The sequence below is a fragment of the Bradyrhizobium sp. CB1015 genome (assembly GCF_025200925.1).
Classification (GTDB): Bacteria; Pseudomonadota; Alphaproteobacteria; order Rhizobiales; family Xanthobacteraceae; genus Bradyrhizobium.
Map to the genome: position 1 here is coordinate 4,279,935 of NZ_CP104174.1, position 21,257 is coordinate 4,301,191.

A 21,257-nucleotide genomic window follows, 5' to 3' on the forward strand; every position below is an offset into this window, starting at 1 on the left:
GTTAATTCAACTACGCGTTGCCGGTCAGGAAGAGAACAGCCTGAATCACATAACCGGTCAACGTTCGCAGTATTGCTGAAATAACATCAAGATTTAGACCGAACTGCGAGCCTGCGAGTGGCAGCAGGATCAAGAGCCCGATCAGGATCAACATACCGACCGGCTCGAGCCGGGCCAGCGGCAAGGCGAGGGCCCGCGGCAGCAGCCCGACTGCGACGCGGCCGCCGTCCAGCGGCGGGATCGGCATCATGTTGAAGACGGCCAGGATGGCGTTGATGATGAGCGCATTCTTGAGATTGTCGGCAACCCACTTCGCCGAGCTTGCGGGCACCAGGGGCAGGGCATGGAAGGCGACGGCCGCGGCCAGCGCCAGCAGGATGTTTGTGGCGGGCCCGGCGAGTGCCACCCAGACCATGTCGAGCCTGGGGTTGTTGAGCTTGCGGAAGTTCACCGGCACCGGCTTGGCATAGCCGAACAGGAATGGCGAATGCGCGAACAGCAGCATCGCCGGCAGGATCAGGGTGCCGAACGGGTCGATATGCCTGACAGGATTGAAGCTGACCCGGCCGAGCTGTGAGGCCGTGTTGTCCCCGAGCCGGTCCGCGACGAAAGCGTGCGCGGCCTCGTGGAAGGTGATGGCGAGCACCAGAGGCAGCACCCACACCGAAAGGTCATAGAAGGAAATATTCACGGCTCGTCCATCCCGGTTTGCCGGCGGCCTTGCAGCCGTCCCGGTCGACCGGCGGTGCAGCAGCGCTTGAGCTGAAGATAGGGCGGCCGGCTCCGGAATGCCACGCTGCCCGAGATGGGGCCGGTCGATGCCGGCGTGCAGTCGTACAATTCAGGCCGGAATTGTCCCTTGATACTGTACCAGCCCATCGTCGAGCTTCACCCAGGCGAGCTTTTCCGAGACCCAGATGTGATCGGTCGGCGCAAAGGCGTTGCGATCGTCGAAGCTCGCAAGCGCCACGCCCGCCAGCGTGCCGTTGCGCCGCCAGGCGAACAGGCGCGTGCCGCACCGCTTGCAGAACACGCGGTCAATGTTCTCGGACGATGCATAGCGTGCAGTCTCGCCCGCGACGCTGAGCGCACGCTGCTCGAACTGCGCCCGGGCGAAGTAGGGCGAGCCCATCGCCTTCTGGCAGATGCGGCAATGGCAGATGCGGACGTTGAGCGGCTCGCCCTCCGCCTTGAACCGCACCGCGCCGCACAGGCATCCACCTTCCCGGATCATGATGTCCTCAATAGGTTGCGCGCCCGCCCGAGATGTCGAACACCGCGCCAGTGGAGAAGGCGCAATCCTCGGATGCGAGCCAGGCCACCATCGCGGCGAGCTCTTCCACCAGAACGAAGCGTGCTTTCGGGATCTTCGACAGCATGAAGTCGATGTGCTGCTGCGTCATCTGGTCGAAGATCGCGGTCTTGGCGGCCGCCGGGGTCACCGCGTTGACGAGGATGTCATGGGCGGCGAGCTCCTTGCCGAGCGACTTCGTCAGCGCGATCAGGCCGGCCTTGGAGGCCGAATAATGCGCGGCGTTCGGGTTGCCTTCCTTGCCGGCGATCGAGGCGATGTTCACGATGCGCCCGTATCTCTGCTTGAGCATTTCGGGCACGATCGCCTTTGAGACGATGAAGGGGCCGTCGAGGTTGATGCGCAGCACCTTGCGCCATTCCTCGAGGTCGGTCTCCCAGACCGGCTTGTTGACGCCGGCGATGCCGGCATTGTTGACGAGGATGTCGATCTTGCCGAAGGCCTTGAGCGTCGCATCGCGTGCGTGCTCGACGGCCGCCGTGTCGGTGACGTCGACCTTGAAGACTTTTGTCTCGCCGCCGATCTCCTTTGCGGTCTTCTCCGCCAGCGCGGCGTCGAAATCCCAGATCGCGACCTTGGCGCCGGAGGCGACGAAGCGCTCGGTGATGGCGCGGCCAAAGCCCTGCGCACCGCCGGTGACGACGCCGATGCGGCCGTTGAGATCGATCTTGTTCATGCCGGCGGCCTTCTTGCGTCAGAGCATGTAGCCGCCGTCGACGACGAGGTCGACGCCGGTGGTGAAGGCGCTCTCGTCGCTGCCGAGATAGACCGCCATGGCCGCGATCTCCTCGGCGGTGCCGAGCCGCCCCATCTTCTGGCGGGAGATGAACATCTCCTTGCCCTGCGGGCCCTGGGCTGCCGCGCGGTCGAGCATCGAAGGCGTCTCGACGGTGCCGGGACAGATCGAGTTGCAGCGGATGCCCTTGGTGATGAAGTCGAGCGCGACCGCGCGGGACAGCAGTGACACTGCCGCCTTCGACGAGCTGTAGACGTAGCGGTTCGCCGGCGGCCGCAAGGCTGCGCAGGACGAGATGTTGACGATGCTGCCGCCGCCGCCCGCGATCATGTCGGGCAGGAAGGCCTTGATGGTCCGGTGCATCGATTTGACGTTGAGGTCGAACGAGAAGTCGAAATCCTCCTCCGAGCATTCCAGGATGGTGCCGTGGTGCACGAAGCCGGCGGCGTTGAGCAGGATGTCGATCTTGCCGATGCGCTTGGCGAAGGCGTTGACCTCGGCGGTATTGCGGACGTCGAGCTTGGCCACTTCGGCGATGCCTTCCTTGGTCAAGCCAGCGATGCCGGCCTCGTTGATGTCGGTGGCGATGACGGTTGCGCCTTCACGCGCGAATGCGATCGCGCAAGCGCGCCCGATGCCTGCAGCTGCCGCCGTGACGACGGCGCGCTTTCCCTTGAGGCGGTCTGCCATTTTGTTGTTCTCCTTGATTTTCTCGGTGCCGCAGCGCCGTAGCCCGGATGGAGCGTCAGCGTAATCCGGGTGTGTTGCGTTCGCGGATGATGACCCGGATTGCGCTACGCTCCATCCGGGCTACGTGTGCCCAACTCAGTGATTATCCCGCGCCACACCGAACGTGCCGGCGACGTTCTGATATCTTGTGGCGAGCTCCATGCAGGCGCCGGTCGATTGCTGGCCGACGGTGTTGCGATAGATCTCCTGCCACGGCGTCTGGTTCGGCGGATGCTTGAAGCCGCCGTTGGCCTTGAGCTCGGCATGTCGCTTCTTCAACTCCTCGTCCGAGATCAGGATGTTGGCGCTGCCCTTGTTGAGGTCGATGCGGACCTTGTCGCCGGTCTTGAGGATGGCAAGCCCGCCATTGGCGGCGGCTTCCGGCGAGGCGTTGAGGATCGAGGGCGAGCCCGAGGTGCCGGACTGGCGGCCATCGCCGATGCAGGGCAGGGACAGGATGCCGCGTTTGATCAGCGCCGCCGGCGGCTGCATGTTCACGACCTCGGCGCCACCGGGGTAGCCGATCGGACCGGTGCCGCGGATGAACAGCACGCAACGCTCGTCGATGTCGAGCGAGGGATCGTCGATCCGCTCGTGATAATCCTCCGGCCCCTCGAACACGATGGCGCGGCCCTCGAAGGCATTGAGGTCCCTGGGGTTGCTGAGATAGCGGTCGCGGAATTCCTTGGAGATCACGCTGGTCTTCATGATCGCGGAATCGAACAGATTGCCCTTCAGCACCAGGAAGCCGGCGTCCTTCACCAGCGGCTTGTCGTAAGCCCAGATCACGTCGTTGTCGGGTACGGGCGCGTTCTTGCAGTTCTCGCCGATGCTGCGGCCGTTGACCGTGATCGCGTCCTCATGGATGCGCTTGTGCTTCATCAATTCGCGCACCACGGCCGGCACGCCGCCGGCGCGGTGAAATTCCTCGCCGAGATAGAAGCCGGCCGGCTGCATGTTGACCAGGAGCGGCACGTCGTGGCCGAACTTCTGCCAATCCTCGATCGACAGCTCGACGCCGATGTGGCGGGCGAGGGCGTTGATGTGGATCGGCGCGTTGGTCGAGCCGCCGATCGCCGAATTGATGACGATGCAATTCTCGAACGCCTTGCGGGTCAGGATGTCCGAGGGTTTCAGGTCCTCCCAGACCATCTCGACGATACGTTTTCCGGTCTCGTAGGCGATCTGGCCGCGCTCGCGATAGGGCGCCGGGATCGCCGCGCAGCCCGGCAGCGAGAAGCCGAGCGCTTCGGCAAGCCCGTTCATGGTCGAGGCCGTGCCCATGGTGTTGCAATGGCCGACCGAGGGCGCCGAGGAGGCCACGATCTCCATGAATTCTTCATAATTGATCTCGCCGGCCGCGAGCCGCTCGCGCGATTTCCAGACGATGGTGCCGGAGCCGGTGCGCTCGCCATTGTGCCAGCCGTTCAGCATCGGGCCGCCCGACAGCACGATCGCGGGCAGGTTCACCGTCGCCGCCGCCATCATGCAGGCCGGCGTGGTCTTGTCGCAGCCGGTGGTCAGCACCACGCCGTCGAGCGGATAGCCGTAGAGGACCTCGACCAGGCCGAGATAAGCGAGGTTGCGGTCGAGCGCCGCAGTCGGGCGCTTGCCGGTCTCCTGAATGGGGTGGGTCGGGAATTCCATCGCAATGCCGCCGGCCTCGCGGATGCCTTCGCGGACGCGGTGCGCGAGCTCGAGATGATGGCGGTTGCAGGGGGACAGGTCGTTGCCGGTCTGGGCGATGCCGATGATCGGCTTGCCGGATTGCAGCTCGGCGCGGGTGAGGCCGAAGTTCAGATAACGCTCCATATAGAGCGCGGTCATGCCCGGATTGTGCGGGTTGTTGAACCATTCCTGCGAGCGAAGATGGCGGCGGGTACCGTTACTGCCGGCGGCGTGCCCGTTGGTTGGCTTCTTTGTCATTGGTTTCTCCTGCGATGCAAACGCACTGGCGTCCGTCTCATGGTGTCGGCATGTGCGGTGCCCAACGGCGCGCGCGATGATCTGCCTTCCCGCTAGCGGGTCGTTTCCTCACGATTCAGATACTAGTCGGGGCTACTTGGTAACGCTACCATTTTGTTCGCCGCAGCCGCGCCCGATACGGCTGGCCTGCTGTCCGAACGTCGAGCCGACGAGCTTTGCCGCTCGATCACCTTGAAGCCGAGATCGAGCACCGGCTGCTCCGGGCGCCGGCCCTCGATCGCATCGATCAGCATGGTGGCGGCCTTCTTCCCCATCTCGTAGCGGTTGGTGCGGACGCTGGTGAGGGTGGGGACGGCGGAGGCCATGAATTCGAGGTCGTTGAAGCCGACGATCGCGATCTGCCCGGGGACTGCGATCTCCCGGCGCCGGCATTCGAACAGCACGCCGAGCGCGAGGTCGTCATTGGCGCAGAACACCGCGTCGATGTCGGGCTCGTGCGCCAGCAGATCGGTGAACAGGGCGCCGCCCAGCGTCACCGAGGTCGGCGTCGCCGTCGTGACCACCAGGCGCTGGTCGAACAATCCGGCATCCTGCATAGCCGAGACATATCCGTCCAGCCGCCGCTGCACCCTCGGATCCATGCGCGCGCCGACGAAGCCGATCTTGCGGTGACCTTGCTCGAACAGGTGCGCGATCGCCGCACGGGCGGCATCGTAGTGTGAAAAGCCGATCATCATGTCGACGGGGTCCGGGCCGATCTCCATGATCTGCACGATCGGGCAGTCCGCGGCTTGAAGCATCGCGCGGGACTCCGTGGTCTGGTCGATGCCGGTGACGATCAGGCCGGCCGGCTTCTGCGCCAGAAACAGACGCAGCAGCTTCTCTTCCTGGAGAATGCTGTAGCGCGTGTTGGACAACTGGATCGAGTAGCGGCTGCCTTCGGAGGCGTCATAGATGCCGCGCAGCACGTCCGAGAACACGTTATTGGTGAGCGATGGGATCAAGACACCGATGACCTCGGTGCGTTGCGAGGCGAGGGCGCGCGCGGCAAGGTTGGGCACATAGCCGAGCTCCTTGGCGGCGCTCTCGACCCGCGTCCGCTTGGCGACCGACAGGGCCTCCGGATTACGGAAGAAGCGCGACGCGGTAATCGGGCTGACACCGGCGAGCTCGGCCACTTCGGCCAGCCGGATTTTGCCTGACTTGGTGCGTTTTCGACCCATTTGCTGCTCTTAACACAGTCAGTCCCGCAAACAAAGGAACGTTGACAGCGCTACCAGCAACGACTAACCAAAGACAAATTGCCAAAACCGCACAAACTACCGACAATGTCGCCCGCTAAGCTCGGGCTTCGTTCGGTGAAGTCCGAAAAACAAGACGGTCGCGGCGCGAGAGGCGCCGTGGACTTTCGAGGAGGGAGCTAGATGTCGTCTGTGCAAATCCGCGACGTGCGGAAATCGTTCGGCAATTTTGAAGTCCTGCACGGCGTCACGATTCCGATCGAGGACGGTCAGTTCGTCGTCCTGGTCGGCCCCTCCGGCTGCGGCAAGTCGACGCTTCTGCGCATGCTCGCAGGCCTCGAGAACATCACCTCCGGCACGATCTCGATCGGCGATCGCGTCGTCAACAATGTCCAGCCCAAGGAGCGGGACATTGCGATGGTATTCCAGAACTACGCGCTCTATCCGCACATGACGGTCGCCGACAACATGGGCTTCTCGCTCAAGCTGCGGAATGCCAGCTCGGATGAGATCAACAAGCGCGTCAAGCGCGCCGCCGAGATCCTCGCGCTGTCGCCGCTGCTCGACCGCTATCCGCGCCAGCTCTCCGGTGGCCAGCGCCAGCGCGTCGCCATGGGCCGCGCCATCGTGCGCGATCCGCAAGTGTTCCTGTTCGACGAGCCGTTGTCGAACCTGGACGCCAAGTTGCGCGTCGCCATGCGCACCGAGATCAAGGAGCTGCATCAGCGCCTCAAGACGACGACGGTCTACGTCACCCACGACCAGATCGAGGCCATGACCATGGCCGACAAGATCGTCGTCATGCATGACGGCATCGTCGAGCAGATGGGCACCCCGCTCGAGCTCTACGACAAGCCCGACAACCAGTTCGTCGCCGGCTTCATCGGCTCGCCCGCGATGAACTTCCTGAAAGGCCATGTCCGCGTCAACGGCGTTGCGACCTTCGAAGGACCGAACGGCGTGAAGCTTCCGCTCAAGACCGCACCGGCCGGATCCGACGGCCGTCCTGCGGTCTACGGCGTGCGGCCGGAGCACTTCACCATCGCCGATGACGGCGCCGAGGCCGAGATCATCGTGGTCGAGCCGACCGGCTCGGAGACGCAGGTGTTCGCCAAGCTCGGCGGTGAGCAGGTCGTCGCGGTCTTCCGCGAGCGTCATCAGTTCAATCCGGGCGACAAGGTGCGACTGAAACCCGAGCCGTCGCTGGTCCATCTGTTCGACGATGCGACGGGCAAACGCATGAACGCATAAGCCAAAATTTAACAAAACGAAAAAATCATCAGAGGGAGGACGATATGAAAGACTTTACCCGCCGGGCATTGCTACAGGGCGGAACGGCGTTGGCTGCGACCGGCGCGCTGACTGGGCCCGCGCTGTTCGAGTTTGCGAAAGCCTGGGCGGCGGACTCGCCGTGGAAAGCCGAGCCCGGCGCGAAGCTGACCGTGATGCGCTGGAAGCGCTTCGTTCCGGCGGAGGACGATGCGTTCAATGCCATGGTCGCGGCTTTCAAGTCCGCCACCGGCACCGAGATGAACGTATTCAGCGAGTCCTTCGAGGACGTGCAGCCGAAGGCATCCGTTGCAGCCAACACGGGCTCCGGCCTCGACGTCGCCTGGGGCCTGCACACGTTGCCGCAGCTGTTCCCGACCAAAGTCCTGAAAATGAACGACGTCGCCGACTATCTCGGCAAGAAATATGGCGGCTGGACGGACGCTGCAGCAAAGACCTGCAAGCTTGGCGAAGACTGGCTGGGCATCCCTGTCGCGACCAACGGCGGCTATATGACCTACCGGAAGTCGGCGACGGACAAAGCGGGCTTCAAGGAATTCCCGAAAGATTTCCCAAGCTTCCTGGAGATGTGCAAAGCGCTCAAGGCGAACAACACGCCGGCCGGCTTTGCCCTCGGACACGCGAGCGGCGATGCCAACGGCTGGCTGCACTGGATCCTCTGGGGCCACAATGCGTGGACTGTCAATGAGAAGGATCAGGTCAGCATCAATTCGCCCGAGACCGCAAAGGCGCTAGAGTATTGCAAAGCGCTTTACGAGACTTTCATCCCAGGCACGCCTTCCTGGAACGACTCATCCAATAATAAGGCGTACCTGGCCGGTGAACTCTATTGCACCCTCAACGGCATTTCGATCTATGTTGCCGCCAAGACCGATCCTACCAAGAAGGAACTGGCGGAAGATACCTATCACGCGCTGCACCCGGTCGGACCGGTCGGCAAGCCGACCGAGCTGCAGCTTACGCTGCCGATCCTCGCCTTCAACTTCACCAAGTATCCGAACGCGGCGAAGGCCTTCGTCGCCTTCATGCTGGAGAAGGAGAACTACGAGAAGTGGCTGGATGGCGCGCAAGGCTATCTGCAGCAGACCTTGAACGCCTATGAATCGGCGTCGGTCTGGACGGCCGATCCCAAGAACGCCGTGTTCTCGCAGGCCTCCAAGCGCACGCTGCCGGCGTCCGGCATCGGCACCGTCGGTGAGAAGGCGGCGACCGCGATCGCCGATTTCATCGTCGTCGACATGTTCGCCAATTACTGCACCGGCGCCAAGGATGCGAAGGGCGCGATGGCGGAAGCCGAGCGGCAGCTGAAGCGCATCTATCGCTGACGGTCACGGAGCGGGCGGCCGTCCGGTCGCCCGCTCGTCAACATTTCGATCAGGGATATCGGGCATGGCTGATGTCGCAATTCCCCGGGCCAAGCCTCAGGTGAGCGAGGACAGCGCCTGGACCCAGCTCAAACACAACCGCAACTGGCTCGGCTTCTGGTTCATGGTGCCGGCCATGGCATTCCTGATCTTCTTCCTGGCCTATCCGCTGGGGCTCGGCATCTGGCTGTCCTTCACGGACACGCGCATCGGCAGGGTCGGGCACTTCATCGCCACCGAGAATTACGAGTGGCTGTGGGACGATTCCATCTTCTGGCTGTCGGTGTTCAACACGCTGCTCTACACCTTCGTCGCCAGCGCCCTCAAATTCGCGATCGGCCTCTACCTCGCGCTGCTGCTGAACGAGAACATGCCGTTCAAGGCGATGCTGCGCGCGATGGTGCTGATTCCCTTCATCGTGCCGACGGTGCTCTCGGCGCTGGCGTTCTGGTGGATCTTCGACTCGCAATTCTCCATCATCTCCTGGTCGCTGAAGCATCTCGGCCTGATCAACCAGAACATCAACTTCCTCGGCGACACGACCTGGGCACGCATTTGCGTGATCTTCGCCAATATCTGGCGCGGCGTGCCCTTCGTGGCGATCACGCTGCTCGCGGGGCTGCAGACCGTCTCGCCCTCGCTCTATGAAGCGGCGACGCTCGACGGCGCCACGCGCTGGCAGAATTTCCGCTTCATCACCTATCCGCTGCTGACGCCGATCATCGCCGTGGTGATGACCTTCTCCGTGCTGTTCACCTTCACCGATTTCCAGCTGATCTGGGCGATGACGCGTGGCGGCCCGGTCAACGCCACGCATCTGATGGCAACCTTGTCCTATCAGCGCGCGATCATCGCCGGGCAGCTCGGCGAGGGCGCCGCGATCTCCAGCGCCATGATTCCGTTCCTGCTCGCCGCCATCATGGTCTCGTGGTTCGGATTGCAGCGCCGGAAGTGGCAGCAGGGAGAGAGCAATGACTGACCTGCCCACCAGATCCATCGATCTCAAGAATGTGCTGTCGGGCTCGGCGCCTACGGCCGATCACAGCGAGGGCATGAGCTATCTGCAGTCGGTGCCGCGCAGGATCGTGACGCTGTATCTGCCGCTCACGATCATCGTCGTCGTCCTGCTGTTCCCGTTCTACTGGATGGCGCTGACCTCGGTGAAGCCCGACGAGCAGCTGCTCGATCTCGACAAGTACAACCCGTTCTGGACCTGGAGCCCGACGTTCAAGCATTTCTACAAGCTGCTGTTCGAGAGCTATTATCCGCATTGGCTCTGGAATACGATGTACGTCGCGGTCTGCGCCACGATCCTGTCGATCATCGCATCGGTGCTCGCGGCCTACGCCATCGTGCGCTTGCGTTACAAGGGGGCCAATCTCGTCGGCGGGCTGATCTTCCTCGCCTATCTCGTGCCGCCGTCGATCCTTTTCATTCCGCTCGCCACGGTCGTTTTCCAGTACGGTCTGTTCGACTCGCCGCTGGCGCTGATCCTGACCTATCCGACCATCCTGATCCCGTTCTCGACCTGGCTGCTGATGGGCTATTTCAAGACCATCCCGTTCGAGCTCGAGGAATGCGCCCTGATCGACGGAGCGAGCCGCTGGCAGATCCTGATCAAGATCGTGCTGCCACTCGCCGTCCCAGGCCTGATCTCGGCCTTCATCTTCTGCTTCACGCTGTGCTGGAACGAGTTCATCTACGCCCTGACGTTCCTGCAATCGACCAGCAACAAGACGGTGCCGGTCGCGATCGTGAACGAGTTCGTGGACGGCGACATCTACCGCTGGGGCTCGCTGATGGCGGGCGCGCTGGCCGGCTCGCTGCCGCTCGTGATCCTTTACGCCTTCTTCGTGGAGCATTATGTGTCGGCGATGACCGGCGCCGTGAAGGAATGATCGCGGGGCTTGCCGAGGGCGCGCCAATGGGTTTCAAGAGCGGCGCGCTCCGGCCAATAAGAAGGAGTTGAGCTCTTGCACATTCTGGTTCTCGGCGCCGCCGGCATGGTCGGCCGCAAACTCTGTGAACGGCTGCTGCGCGACGGCCGGCTCGGCAAGAGCGACATCACGAAATTGACCATGCACGACGTGGTCGAGCCCAAGAAGCCGGAGACAGCCGGCTTCCCGGTCGAGACCGTGTCAGGCGATTTCGCCGTGCCGGGCGCGGCCGAGAAGCTGATCGCCGGCCGTCCCGACGTGATCTTCCATCTCGCCGCGATCGTCTCCGGCGAGGCCGAGCTCGATTTCGACAAGGGCTATCGCATCAATCTCGATGGCACGCGGATGCTGCTCGATGCGATCCGCCTGGCGGGCGGCGGCTACAAGCCGCGCGTGGTGTTCACGTCCTCGATCGCAGTGTTCGGCGCGCCGTTTCCCGATGCGATCGGCGACGAGTTCTTCCAGACCCCGCTGCTCAGCTACGGTACCCAGAAGGCGATCGGCGAACTCCTGCTCGCCGACTATTCCCGTCGCGGCTTCCTCGACGGCATCGGCATCCGCCTGCCGACCATCTGCATCCGGCCGGGCCTGCCCAACAAGGCGGCGTCGGGCTTCTTCTCCAACATCCTGCGTGAGCCGCTGGCCGGCAAGGAGGCGATCCTCCCGGTCTCCGAGGACGTCCGCCACTGGCACGCCACGCCGCGCTCGGCCGTCGGCTTCCTGCTTCACGCCGGCACCATGGATCTCGCCACCGTCGGCCCGCGTCGCAACCTGACCATGCCCGGCCTGTCGGCGACGGTCGGCGAGCAGATCGCCGCCTTGAAGCGGGTTGCGGGCGAGAAGGTCGCCGCGCGCATCAAGCGCGAGCCCGATCCATTCATCGTCGGCATCGTCGGCGGCTGGCCGCGCAACTTCGACGCCAGGCGGTCGCGCGAGCTCGGCTTCACCACCGCCGAGAAGACGTTCGACGATATCATCCGCATTCACATCGAAGACGAGCTCGGCGGCAACTTCGTCGCCTGACCTCCGACGGAGCGGGCCCAAGTGATGGCGAGCGTTGCTTGCATCGGTGAATGCATGGTCGAGCTCCGGCAGGCCCAAGGCGGCGCGTCCGCCGGGCAGGGCGGTGGTCTCTACTCACGCGGCTTCGGCGGCGATACCCTCAACACGGCCGTGTATCTGGCGCGGCTGGACGTCAAGGTCGATTATCTCACCGCGCTTGGCGACGACGCCCTGAGCGATGAGATGGTCGCGGCCTGGAATGCGGAAGGCGTCGGCACGCGGCGTGTCGTGCGGCTCGCGGGCAAGCTGCCCGGCCTCTACATGATCCAGACGGATGGCAAGGGCGAGCGCCAGTTCTTCCACTGGCGCGACAGTGCGGCCGCGCGCCAGCTGATGAGCCTGCCGGACACGGACGAGTTGCTCAACTCGCTGATGAGCTACGACGTCGTCTATCTCTCAGCCATTACGCTCTCGATCTACGACGCGGCCGGGCGCGAGCGCCTGTTCGCCGCGATCAAGCGCGCGCGCCTGCTCGGCACCCGCTTCGTGTTCGACACCAATTTTCGCGCCCGGGGATGGCCGGACCGCGATATCGCGCGGGAGGTGTTTGCGACCGCCTTCGCGGCCGCCGACATCGTGCTGACCTCGACCGAGGACCTGCTCGCGCTCCATCCCGGCGAAAGTCACGACCAGCTGATGGCGCGCATCCCGACCCCGGAGCTGGTGTTCCGTCTGCCCGAGCCGGTGAGCCTGTTGCGCTACCCCGGCGGCGCCAGCGAGGTCCGCGCCGAGCCCATGACCAAGCCCGTGGTCGATACCACCGCCGCCGGCGACAGCTTCGCCGCCGCCTATATCGCGGCCCGGCTCGCCGGCGCCGAGCCGGTCGAGGCGGCCGAGGCCGGACATCGCCTCGCCAGCCTCGTGATCTGCTATCCCGGCGCCATCATTCCGGGCTATGCCATGCCGCCGAAGAAGCGGCACCGGCCGGCGGCCTCCCGCCAGGCCAACAAGTAAACAGCGATCAAATGAATCGAGACCTATGACCACGGCTGCCCAACAGAACCACCTCGTCGCGCTGTTCAAGGCTGCGACAGTCATTCCCGTCCTCACCATCGAGCGCATCCAGGATGCGGTGCCGCTGGCGCGCGCGCTGCTTGCCGGCGGGGTCCGCACGCTGGAAGTGACCTTGCGCACCCCCGTTGCGATCGAGGCGGCGCGCGCGGTGATGACCGAGGTGCCCGAGGCGGTCGTCGGCATCGGCACCATTCTCAACCCGGCCGACTTCAGCCGGGTCGAGAAGCTCGGCGTCGCGTTCGGCATCAGCCCGGGCCTGACGCCCGATCTGCTCAAGGCCGCGACCGACAGCTCCTTGCCGTTCGCGCCGGGCATTGCCACGGCCTCCGAGCTGATGATGGCGCTGTCCTACGGTTTCGACGTCGCAAAGTTCTTCCCGGCGGAGCAGGCCGGCGGCATCAAGGGCCTCCGGGCCCTTGCCGGCCCGTTCCCGAACGTGCGGTTCTGCCCGACCGGCGGGGTGGGCGAGGCCAATGCGGCGACCTGGCTGGCCGAGCCCAATGTGGTCGCGGTCGGCGGCTCGTGGCTGTGCCCGACGGCGGAGATCCGGGCCGGGAACTGGGCCGGCATAACTGCCATCTGCGAGCGGACCCTCAAGGCGCTGAAAGCCGCGTGAAGTCTTGTCATCCCTGGGCTAAGACTTAGCTCAGGACAAGACCTGCAGGGAGAGACGACCATGACCGCCAGCATCGTCGGATGGGCGCATACGCCGTTCGGCAAGTTCGACACCGAAACCGTCGAAAGCCTCGTCACCCGCGTCGCAAACGAGGCGCTCGCGGATGCCGGGATTTCGGCCTCCGATGTTGACGAGATCGTCCTCGGCCATTTCAACGCCGGCTTCTCGCCCCAGGATTTCACCGCCTCGCTGGTGCTGCAGGCCGACCCCAAGCTGCGCTTCAAGCCGGCCACCCGCGTCGAGAACGCCTGCGCCACGGGATCTGCCGCCGTGCACCAGGGCCTGCGCGCGATTGCCGCAGGGGCTGCCAGAATCGTCCTGGTCGTCGGCGTCGAGCAGATGACGCGCACGCCGAGCGCCGAGATCGGCAAGAACCTGCTCAAGGCCTCCTACCTGCCTGAGGACGGCGACACGGTCGGCGGCTTCGCCGGTGTGTTCGGCAAGATCGCCAGCTCCTATTTCCAGATATACGGCGACCAGTCCGATGCGCTGGCGCTGATCGCGGCCAAGAACCACAAGAACGGCGTCGCCAATCCCTTCGCCCAGATGCGCAAGGACTTCGGCTTCGACTTCTGCCGTGCCGAGAGCGAGAAGAACCCTTACGTCGCCGGTCCCCTGAAGCGCACCGACTGCTCGCTGGTCTCCGACGGTGCCGCCGCCCTGGTGCTGGCCGATGCCGAAACCGCCAAGGGCATGACCAAGTCGATCGGCTTCCGCGCCACTGCGCACGCCCAGGACTTCCTGCCGATGTCCAAGCGCGACATCCTGCAGTTCGAAGGCTGCACGGTCGCCTGGCAGCGCGCTCTGGAGAAAGCCGGTGTCACGCTGTCCGATCTCTCCTTCGTCGAGACCCATGACTGCTTCACCGTCGCCGAGCTGATCGAGTACGAAGCCATGGGCCTGACGCCGAAGGGGCAGGGCGCCCGCGCCATCAAGGAAGGCTGGACGCTGAAGGACGGCAAGCTGCCGATCAATCCGTCCGGCGGCCTCAAGGCCAAGGGCCATCCGATCGGCGCCACCGGCGTCTCCATGCACGTGATGACCGCGATGCAGCTCGCAGGCCAGGCGCCCGAGGGCATGCAGCTCAAGAACGCCAAGCTCGGCGGCATCTTCAACATGGGCGGGGCAGCCGTCGCCAACTACGTTTCGGTGCTCGAGCCGCTCAAGTAAGCTCTCGTAGGGTGGGCAAAGGCGCGAAAGCGCCGTGCCCACCTTTTTCCTTGCGCTAGATCATGGTGGGCACGCTGCGCTTTGCCCACCCTACGGCTCCTGATTGAAAGGCGAGACGCGCATCATGAGCAATGCCTACGAAGACTCTCTCTCCCTCGAAGCACTCAACGATCGCATCGCGATCCTCGAGGACAATATCCGCCAGCTCATCGAGCAGGCCGCGGCCGCTTCCGGCGAGCAGAACGAGTCGCGCATCGCCGACCGGATCAGCCAGCAGAACGAAGAGCTCGACCGGCTCCTGAAGATCCGGGAATCCCGTCAGAAGAAATAGCGGCCGACGCCGCCCCGCGGCGCATGCCGCCATACGCCGCCCGCCCTTGCGCGAGCGGCGGCACTGCCGTTAGCTGGACCGAAATCGCCGGGCATTTGAGCCCCGCGCAATCGGGAGCGAACGATGGGGCCGCTGCAGGGCATCAAGGTCATCGACATGACCACCGTGCTGATGGGGCCCTATGCGACCCAGATGCTCGGCGATTACGGTGCCGACGTCATCAAGGTGGAGTCGCTGGACGGCGACGTCACCCGCCTGATCGGCCCGATGCGACACGCCGGTATGGGTCCGGTGTTCCTCAACACCAACCGCAGCAAGCGCTCGATCTGCCTCGATCTTAAGAAGCCGGCGGGCCGCGAGGCCGTGCTGCGGCTTTTGAAGGACGCCGACGTCTTGGTCTACAACGTCCGCCCGCAGGCGATGGCGCGGCTGCAGCTCGGCTACGACGTCGTCTCCGCCATCAACCCGCGCCTGGTCTATGCCGGCGTATTCGGCTTCGGCCAGGACGGCCCCTATGCCGCAAAACCCGCTTACGACGACCTGATCCAGGGCGCCACCGCGTTGCCGGCGCTGATGGCGCAGACCGGCGACGGCGTGCCGCGCTATGTGCCGAACGCGCTCGTGGACCGCATCGTCGGCCTCACCGCGGTCGGCGCGATCTGCGCCAGCCTCGTGCATCGCGACCGCACCGGCCGCGGCCAGCGCGTCGACATTCCGATGTTCGAGACCATGGCCGGCTTCGTCATGGGCGACCACATGGGCGGGCTGACCTATGAGCCGCCGCTCGACAAGGGCGGCTATGCCCGCCACCTCTCGCGCGACCGCAGGCCCTACAAGACCTCGGACGGCTATCTCAGCGTCATCGTCTACAACGACAAGCAATGGGAGAATTTTTTCAAGGCCACGGGACGCGACGACCTGCGCGCCGATGCCAAATTTGCAACCTTCGCCGGACGCGCCGCCAATATCGATGTCGTCTATGCCGAGCTCGCCCGCATCTTCGAGACGCGCACGACGGCGGAGTGGATCGCTCTGCTGACGAAAGCCGACGTGCCGGTCATGCCGATGCACGATCTCGCCTCGATCCTCCACGATCCGCATCTGGAGGTGACCGGCTTTTTCCCGGTGGTCACTCATCCGACCGAAGGGCCGATCCGCAGCATGAAGGTGACGGCGACCTGGTCCGAGACCGAGGCCGAGCCGGTACGCCTGGCACCGCGGCTCAACGAGCACGGCGCCGAAATCTTGCACGAAATCGGCTATTCCGTCGACGAGATCGCCGCCATGGTGCGCGACGGCGTTACGCGCGCGGCGCCTGAGTAGGGGAAGCAGAGATGACCACGTTTCTCTCATCCGTCATTCCGGGGCGCGCCTCTTGGCGCGAGCCCGGAATCCATACTCACGATGGTGGTTATGGATTCCGGGCTCGGCCCTTCGGGCCGCCCCGGAATGACGGTGGAGAGATGGCGCCATGAGCTTCGTCACCGGCGTCGGCCTCACATCTTTCGGCAAGCACGAGGACTCCTCCTCGCTCGATCTGATGAGCCAAGCGGCGCAAGCCGCGCTCGACGATGCCGGCCTCAAGCGTACCGACATCGACGGCATCCTCTGCGGCTATTCCACCGTCTCCCCGCACATCATGCTCGCCACCGTCTTCGCCGAGCATTTCGGCATCCGCCCGTCTTACGCCCATGCCGTGCAGGTCGGCGGCGCCACGGGTCTCGCCATGACCATGCTCGCCCATCATCTCGTGGAAGCAGGCGTCGCAAAACACGTGCTCGTCGTCGCCGGCGAGAACCGTCTCACCGGGCAGAGCCGCGACGCCTCGATCCAGACGCTGGCGCAGGTCGGGCATCCCGATTACGAGGTGCCGCTCGGTCCGACCATTCCCGCTTATTACGGCCTCGTCGCCACGCGCTACATGCACGAATACGGCGTGACCCAGGAGGACCTCGCCGAGTTTGCGGTGCTGATGCGTACCCACGCCTGCACCCATCCCGGCGCGCAATTCCACGATCCCATCAATGTTGCCGACGTCATGGCCTCCAAGCCCGTGGCGCTGCCGCTCAAGCTGCTCGATTGCTGCCCGGTCTCCGACGGCGGCGCGGCGTTCGTCGTCAGCCGCGAGCGGACGGGGGAGGCGGGCGTGCGCATTCGCGGCTGCGCCCAGGCGCACACTCATCAGCATGTCACGGCAGCGCCCGCCCTCAGCGAGCTCGGCGCCGAGATCTCGATCGCTCGCGCGAAGCAGGCCGCGGGTCTCGCAATCTCCGACGTGCGCTATGCCGCGATCTACGACAGCTTTACGGTCACGCTCGCGATGCTGCTGGAAGACCTCGGGCTCGCCGGCCGCGGCGAGGCGGCCGCGCGCGTCCGCGCCGGCCATTTCAGCCGCGACGGCGCGATGCCGCTGAATACCCATGGTGGCCTGCTCAGCTACGGCCATTGCGGGGTCGGCGGCGCCATGGCGCATCTGGTCGAGGCGCATTTGCAGATGACGGGGCGGGCGGCGGCCCGCCAGGTGCGCGATGCCTCGATTGCGCTGCTGCATGGCGACGGCGGCGTGCTGTCGTCTCACGTGAGCATGTTCCTGGAGCGGGTGCGATGAGCGAGCGTCTGGCGGACTGGACCAAGGGCGAGGAAGCCATCACCTACCAGACCTGTAGCTCGTGCGGGCATGTGCAGTATTTCTACCGCGCCTTCTGCGCGGCTTGTGGCGAATCGGACCCGCGCGAGGTGCGTGCCAGCGGCAAGGGCAGGGTGTACGCGACCTCGCTGGTCTGCCGCGCGGCAACGCCGGAAATGCGCGCGCACGTGCCCTACAACATCCTGCTGGTTGATTGCGCCGAGGGCTTTCGCATGATGGCCCATGGCGAGAATGACCTCGCTATCGGCGATTCGGTCATTGCGAGCTTCAAGCCTTTTGCAGGCAAGCTGGTGCCGTTCTTTGCCAAAGCCAAATAGCGAAACGCGAATGTAGCCCGGATGGAGCGCAGCGAAATCCGGGATTCGCACCTCGTGGACAGATTTCCCGGATTGCGCTGCGCTTCATCCGGGCTACACGGCAACCGTGGGATCCGTCATTCGGGGGCGGTCATACGACCGAGCCTGGAACGGGTATTCTGGGCTTGGCCTGCTAGGGCCGCGCGTTGCGCGGTCCCGCGAGGGCCACCCCGGAATGACGAAAACGCTAAAACTCGAACTAACGCCCGTAGAACAAGATGCTGGCGATGACGAGCATCGCCGTCACCGCCAGCATATGCGCGAGCGCTCCCGAGGCCGCCCCCTTGGTGGCTTCCTTCATGCCGTCTTCTCCCTAGACTTGGGCGTGACTCACCGTTGCGCGGTTAGCGCACACGACAGCCAATTGTTTTTACTCGGAACACCCCTTGCGAGTATCCGCCGCGATTTGTCCCCACGCGGCGAATATCGACTGTGTCAGGGTCGATCAGCAATGCGGCGGCAATTTGACTCGATGATGTTGCTCCTGCGTCCACCCGCGAATAGAGTCTGCGGAAACCTGCGCCGGTGGCGACAAGAAGCATCAAAAGATCAGGGAAAACTTCAGGAAAATCATGGCCCGCATTCAGTACAGCGACCCGTCCAAGGCATCCGACCGCACCCGCGAAATCCTCGACAAGAACCGTCATGCCAACATCTTCCGGATGATGGCGCATTCGCCGAGTTACTTTGAGCAATATTGCCGCCTCGGCGGCGCGATCAGGCACAAGGGCGAGCTCGATCCGATCGTGCGCGAGCTTGCGATCACGCGCACCGGCATCCTGTGCGAGGCACCCTATGAGATCGTCGCGCACAAGCGCATCGGCAAGAATGTCGGCGTCACCGACGAGCAGAACGAGGCGCTCGAGAACTGGCAGGCCGCATCTTGCTTCAACCAGGTGCAGCGCGCCGCGCTCGCCTTCACCGACGAGATCGTGAATCTGAAGAAACCGACGGATGCGACCTTCAAGGCGATCGCGTCAAAGCTGACGCCGGGCGCGCTGGTCGAGCTCCAGCTCTCGGTCGGCTTCTACATCATGACGTCGAAGTTCCTGGAGACCTTCGAGATCGATCTTCAGCCCGTCGCCGAAGTGGTGGGCTGAATCGACGCAAGCGGCGGGGAATGCCAATGACGATCGATGAATATGCGGCCTGGGCCGCAACCATTGCGAAAGTCGAAGAGCATCCGTCCAACGAGCGGCTGTCCTACCTCGGCCTTGGCCTTGCCGGTGAGGCCGGCGAAGTCGCCGAGCACATCAAGAAGCTCTTGCGCGACGATTGGCTCGACAAGGCGGGTCTCGTCGAAGAGCTCGGCGATGTCGTCTATTACTGGGCCTGCCTGTGCGCCGCCACCGGCCAGCGGCCATCTGCGCTGCTCGATGCCAGCGCCGCCAAGATCAGGCGACGTATCAGCGAAGCCGCGAGCCGTTAATCTAAGCTTGAGCTGGGAAGTCGGCGTCATGGCCGGGCTTGTCCCGGCCATCCACGTCTCGCCAAGCGGCACGAACGTGGATGCCCGGGCCTTCGCCTCGCCGAAGCGGCTTCGGCCGCGCAGGCGGGACAAGCCCGGGCATGACGACTTCTTGTGGAGCAACGTCGGCGTTCATTACGTCGAGGTCAGAATATCCACCTTGGCGTTGGCGACGATCAGGCGGTCGGCCAAGAGCTGGGCCAGGTTGCGCATGATGCATTCACTGGCGCGGGGGTGCTGCTTGCGGAAGCGCTCGAAATCCTTTAGCGGCACCTCGCATGCCGTCGCTGCCATGTCGGCGAACACGTCGGCGGAGCGGGTCTGCTCCAGCAGCGCCATCTCGCCGAACGCCATGCCGGCGGTGAGCGTCGCCAGCCTGACGCCGTCGGGCAGCGTGACATGCACGGCGCCGCTGCGCAGGAAATACAGGGCATCGGCGGGCTCGCCGGCCGTGAGAATCTTCGCGCCGGATTGATAGGTCCTGATGGTGCAGAGCGAGGCGAGATCCGTCAGCTCTTCCTCGCTCAGCCCGGTCAGCAGGGGTTGCTCGGCAAGCTCGGTGGTCTCGTGAAAATCGATCGAGCCGCCGTACCGATACACGATCTGGTCTTCGGCCCATTCGATCGCGGTGTCGAGCAGATAGAAGTCGCGGACGTTCTTCAGCTCAGCGGTCCATTCCCGCAAGCTGTTCCATTCCTTGGAGGCGCGCCTGACGCCTGACAGCACCACGGTGACATTCAGCGCGGCCAGCTCCTCGAACGCTTCGGCGACCAGTCGTGCGCCGGCGCGCGTGGTCGACGTCACGCGGTGGAGATCAAAGATCACGAACTGCGGCCGCGATCGTCCGGCAAGCCGGCGCGAGACGTAATCGACCGCCGACAGCGACAGCGTGCCGACCAGCTCGATGATCCGCACCTCCTGCTCGTGCGCGGCGAGGATCTCGCGCTCCTGCGGGCGGCGCACGCGGCGCGACGGGCTCTTGCCGATATCGTAGTCCGCGATGACGGCGTTGCGCGCGTCGTCGCTGCGGTTGAGCATGTGGAGGTCGTAATGCGAGGACAGCGCCTCGCAGACCTTGATGCCGCGCACGCTGTTGCCGTGCTTGTCGAGCTTTGGCGAATAGCTGCCGAGGCCGAGGCGGGCAGGGAGCGCAGCCAGAATGCCGCCGCCGACGCCGCTCTTGGCGGGGATGCCGATGCGGTAGATCCACTCGCCGGCATAGTCGTACATGCCGGACGACGTCATCACGGACAGCGTACGCGAGATTGCGTAAGCACTCAGCACCTGCTCGCCGGTGACGGGATTGATGCCGCGATTGGCGAGCGTCGCCGCCATCACCGCGATGTCGCGCGCGGTCACCAGCACGGCGCATTGCCGGAAATAGACGTCGAGCACGCCGGCGACATTGTCCGAGATCACCGCGTTGGTTTTGAGCAGATAGCCGATGGCGCGGTTGCGGTCGCCGGTCTGGCTCTCGGAAGCATAGACCGCCTCGTCGACGGAGAGATCGCGTCCCGCAAAACGGCTGAGCGCAAGGCGGATCTGCTCGAAGGCCTCCGCGCCCTTGCTGTCGTAGATCAGCCCGGTGCAGGCGATCGCGCCGGCATTGACCATCGGGTTGAACGGATGGTTCTCGGAATTCAGCCGGATCGAGTTGAAGGGGTCACCGGAGGGCTCGACGCCGATCGCGCTCTCGACCCTGCCGGCGCCGAGCAGGTCCAGCGCCAGCGCGAACACGAACGGCTTCGACATCGACTGGATGGTGAAGGGCACCCGGCTGTCGCCGACTTCATAGACGTGGCCGTCCATCGTCGCCAGGCTGATGCCGAAACAGGCAGGGTCGGCCTTGCCGAGCTCGGGAATGTAATCGGCGACATGGCCCGACGTCTCGGCGGAGAATTCGTTGAGACAATTGTCCAGAAACCGCAGCAAGGGCGGCTTCGAGCGGGTCCAGGCGGTGGCGACAGGCGAGAGCGGTTTCATCGCCTCCCTTGTGCA

21 protein-coding genes are annotated in these 21,257 nt (G+C 64.5%); 14 read left to right on the plus strand and 7 right to left on the minus strand.

Going from position 1 to position 21,257, the window contains the following annotated elements:
- Positions 1-10: 10 nt before the first annotated feature.
- From N2604_RS19620 to N2604_RS19645, 6 genes are all read right to left on the minus strand, one after another.
- Positions 11-691, minus strand: coding sequence for a site-2 protease family protein (locus N2604_RS19620; protein ID WP_260369912.1), 681 nt, complete (start codon positions 689-691; stop codon positions 11-13).
- A gap of 150 nt (positions 692-841) precedes the next feature.
- Complete coding sequence (locus tag N2604_RS19625; protein WP_260369913.1) at positions 842-1,234, minus strand: GFA family protein; 393 nt, start codon at positions 1,232-1,234, stop codon at positions 842-844.
- 7 nt (positions 1,235-1,241) lie between these two features.
- Positions 1,242-1,988, minus strand: coding sequence for an SDR family NAD(P)-dependent oxidoreductase (locus tag N2604_RS19630; RefSeq protein WP_260369914.1), 747 nt, complete (start codon positions 1,986-1,988; stop codon positions 1,242-1,244).
- Positions 1,989-2,006: 18 nt separating this feature from the next.
- A complete protein-coding gene (locus N2604_RS19635) occupies positions 2,007-2,738 on the minus strand; it encodes an SDR family oxidoreductase (protein WP_260369915.1) in 732 nt (243 codons plus the stop codon).
- 135 nt (positions 2,739-2,873) lie between these two features.
- Entirely contained in the window at positions 2,874-4,703 is a 1,830-nt protein-coding gene (locus N2604_RS19640; RefSeq protein WP_260369916.1) for an IlvD/Edd family dehydratase, read from the minus strand.
- A gap of 122 nt (positions 4,704-4,825) precedes the next feature.
- Positions 4,826-5,926, minus strand: coding sequence for a LacI family DNA-binding transcriptional regulator (locus N2604_RS19645; protein ID WP_260369917.1), 1,101 nt, complete (start codon positions 5,924-5,926; stop codon positions 4,826-4,828).
- A gap of 201 nt (positions 5,927-6,127) precedes the next feature.
- Here N2604_RS19645 and N2604_RS19650 point away from each other — a divergent pair, with 201 nt between their 5' ends.
- The 14 genes from N2604_RS19650 (at position 6,128) to N2604_RS19715 (ending at position 19,220) form a co-directional block, all read left to right on the plus strand.
- Positions 6,128-7,195 (plus strand): ABC transporter ATP-binding protein, encoded by a 1,068-nt coding sequence (locus N2604_RS19650; RefSeq protein WP_260369918.1) that lies wholly within the window; start codon positions 6,128-6,130, stop codon positions 7,193-7,195.
- A gap of 44 nt (positions 7,196-7,239) precedes the next feature.
- Positions 7,240-8,559 (plus strand): ABC transporter substrate-binding protein, encoded by a 1,320-nt coding sequence (locus N2604_RS19655; protein WP_260369919.1) that lies wholly within the window; start codon positions 7,240-7,242, stop codon positions 8,557-8,559.
- A 64-nt stretch (positions 8,560-8,623) separates the two neighbouring features.
- Positions 8,624-9,577 (plus strand): carbohydrate ABC transporter permease, encoded by a 954-nt coding sequence (locus N2604_RS19660; protein WP_260369920.1) that lies wholly within the window; start codon positions 8,624-8,626, stop codon positions 9,575-9,577.
- The gene (locus N2604_RS19665) at positions 9,570-10,496 is read left to right on the plus strand and encodes a carbohydrate ABC transporter permease (protein WP_260369921.1); all 927 of its coding nucleotides are present in this window, start codon (positions 9,570-9,572) and stop codon (positions 10,494-10,496) included. Before N2604_RS19660 ends, N2604_RS19665 begins: the two co-directional genes overlap by 8 nt.
- Before the next feature lie 75 nt (positions 10,497-10,571).
- On the plus strand, positions 10,572-11,558 hold the full coding sequence (gene denD, locus N2604_RS19670) for a D-erythronate dehydrogenase (RefSeq protein WP_260369922.1): 987 nt from the start codon (positions 10,572-10,574) through the stop codon (positions 11,556-11,558).
- A 24-nt stretch (positions 11,559-11,582) separates the two neighbouring features.
- Positions 11,583-12,551, plus strand: coding sequence for a sugar kinase (locus N2604_RS19675; RefSeq protein WP_260369923.1), 969 nt, complete (start codon positions 11,583-11,585; stop codon positions 12,549-12,551).
- Positions 12,552-12,576: 25 nt separating this feature from the next.
- The gene (gene eda, locus N2604_RS19680) at positions 12,577-13,227 is read left to right on the plus strand and encodes a bifunctional 4-hydroxy-2-oxoglutarate aldolase/2-dehydro-3-deoxy-phosphogluconate aldolase (protein WP_260369924.1); all 651 of its coding nucleotides are present in this window, start codon (positions 12,577-12,579) and stop codon (positions 13,225-13,227) included.
- A gap of 60 nt (positions 13,228-13,287) precedes the next feature.
- Positions 13,288-14,457: an acetyl-CoA acetyltransferase gene (locus tag N2604_RS19685; RefSeq protein ID WP_260369925.1), complete on the plus strand. Its 1,170-nt coding sequence runs from the start codon at positions 13,288-13,290 to the stop codon at positions 14,455-14,457.
- A 124-nt stretch (positions 14,458-14,581) separates the two neighbouring features.
- Positions 14,582-14,788 (plus strand): hypothetical protein, encoded by a 207-nt coding sequence (locus N2604_RS19690; RefSeq protein WP_260369926.1) that lies wholly within the window; start codon positions 14,582-14,584, stop codon positions 14,786-14,788.
- Positions 14,789-14,911: 123 nt separating this feature from the next.
- Positions 14,912-16,111 (plus strand): CaiB/BaiF CoA-transferase family protein, encoded by a 1,200-nt coding sequence (locus tag N2604_RS19695; protein ID WP_260369927.1) that lies wholly within the window; start codon positions 14,912-14,914, stop codon positions 16,109-16,111.
- 148 nt (positions 16,112-16,259) lie between these two features.
- Positions 16,260-17,396, plus strand: a complete 1,137-nt coding sequence (locus tag N2604_RS19700) for a thiolase family protein (protein ID WP_260369928.1) — start codon at positions 16,260-16,262, stop codon at positions 17,394-17,396.
- A complete protein-coding gene (locus N2604_RS19705; protein WP_260369929.1) occupies positions 17,393-17,752 on the plus strand; it encodes a Zn-ribbon domain-containing OB-fold protein in 360 nt (119 codons plus the stop codon). Before N2604_RS19700 ends, N2604_RS19705 begins: the two co-directional genes overlap by 4 nt.
- A gap of 611 nt (positions 17,753-18,363) precedes the next feature.
- On the plus strand, positions 18,364-18,891 hold the full coding sequence (locus N2604_RS19710) for a carboxymuconolactone decarboxylase family protein (RefSeq protein WP_260369930.1): 528 nt from the start codon (positions 18,364-18,366) through the stop codon (positions 18,889-18,891).
- Positions 18,892-18,917: 26 nt separating this feature from the next.
- A complete protein-coding gene (locus N2604_RS19715) occupies positions 18,918-19,220 on the plus strand; it encodes a nucleoside triphosphate pyrophosphohydrolase family protein (protein WP_197947036.1) in 303 nt (100 codons plus the stop codon).
- 174 nt (positions 19,221-19,394) lie between these two features.
- On the opposite strand, the gene glsA is transcribed toward N2604_RS19715, so the two are convergent.
- Positions 19,395-21,242, minus strand: a complete 1,848-nt coding sequence (glsA, locus tag N2604_RS19720; RefSeq protein ID WP_260369931.1) for a glutaminase A — start codon at positions 21,240-21,242, stop codon at positions 19,395-19,397.
- Positions 21,243-21,257: the final 15 nt, after the last annotated feature.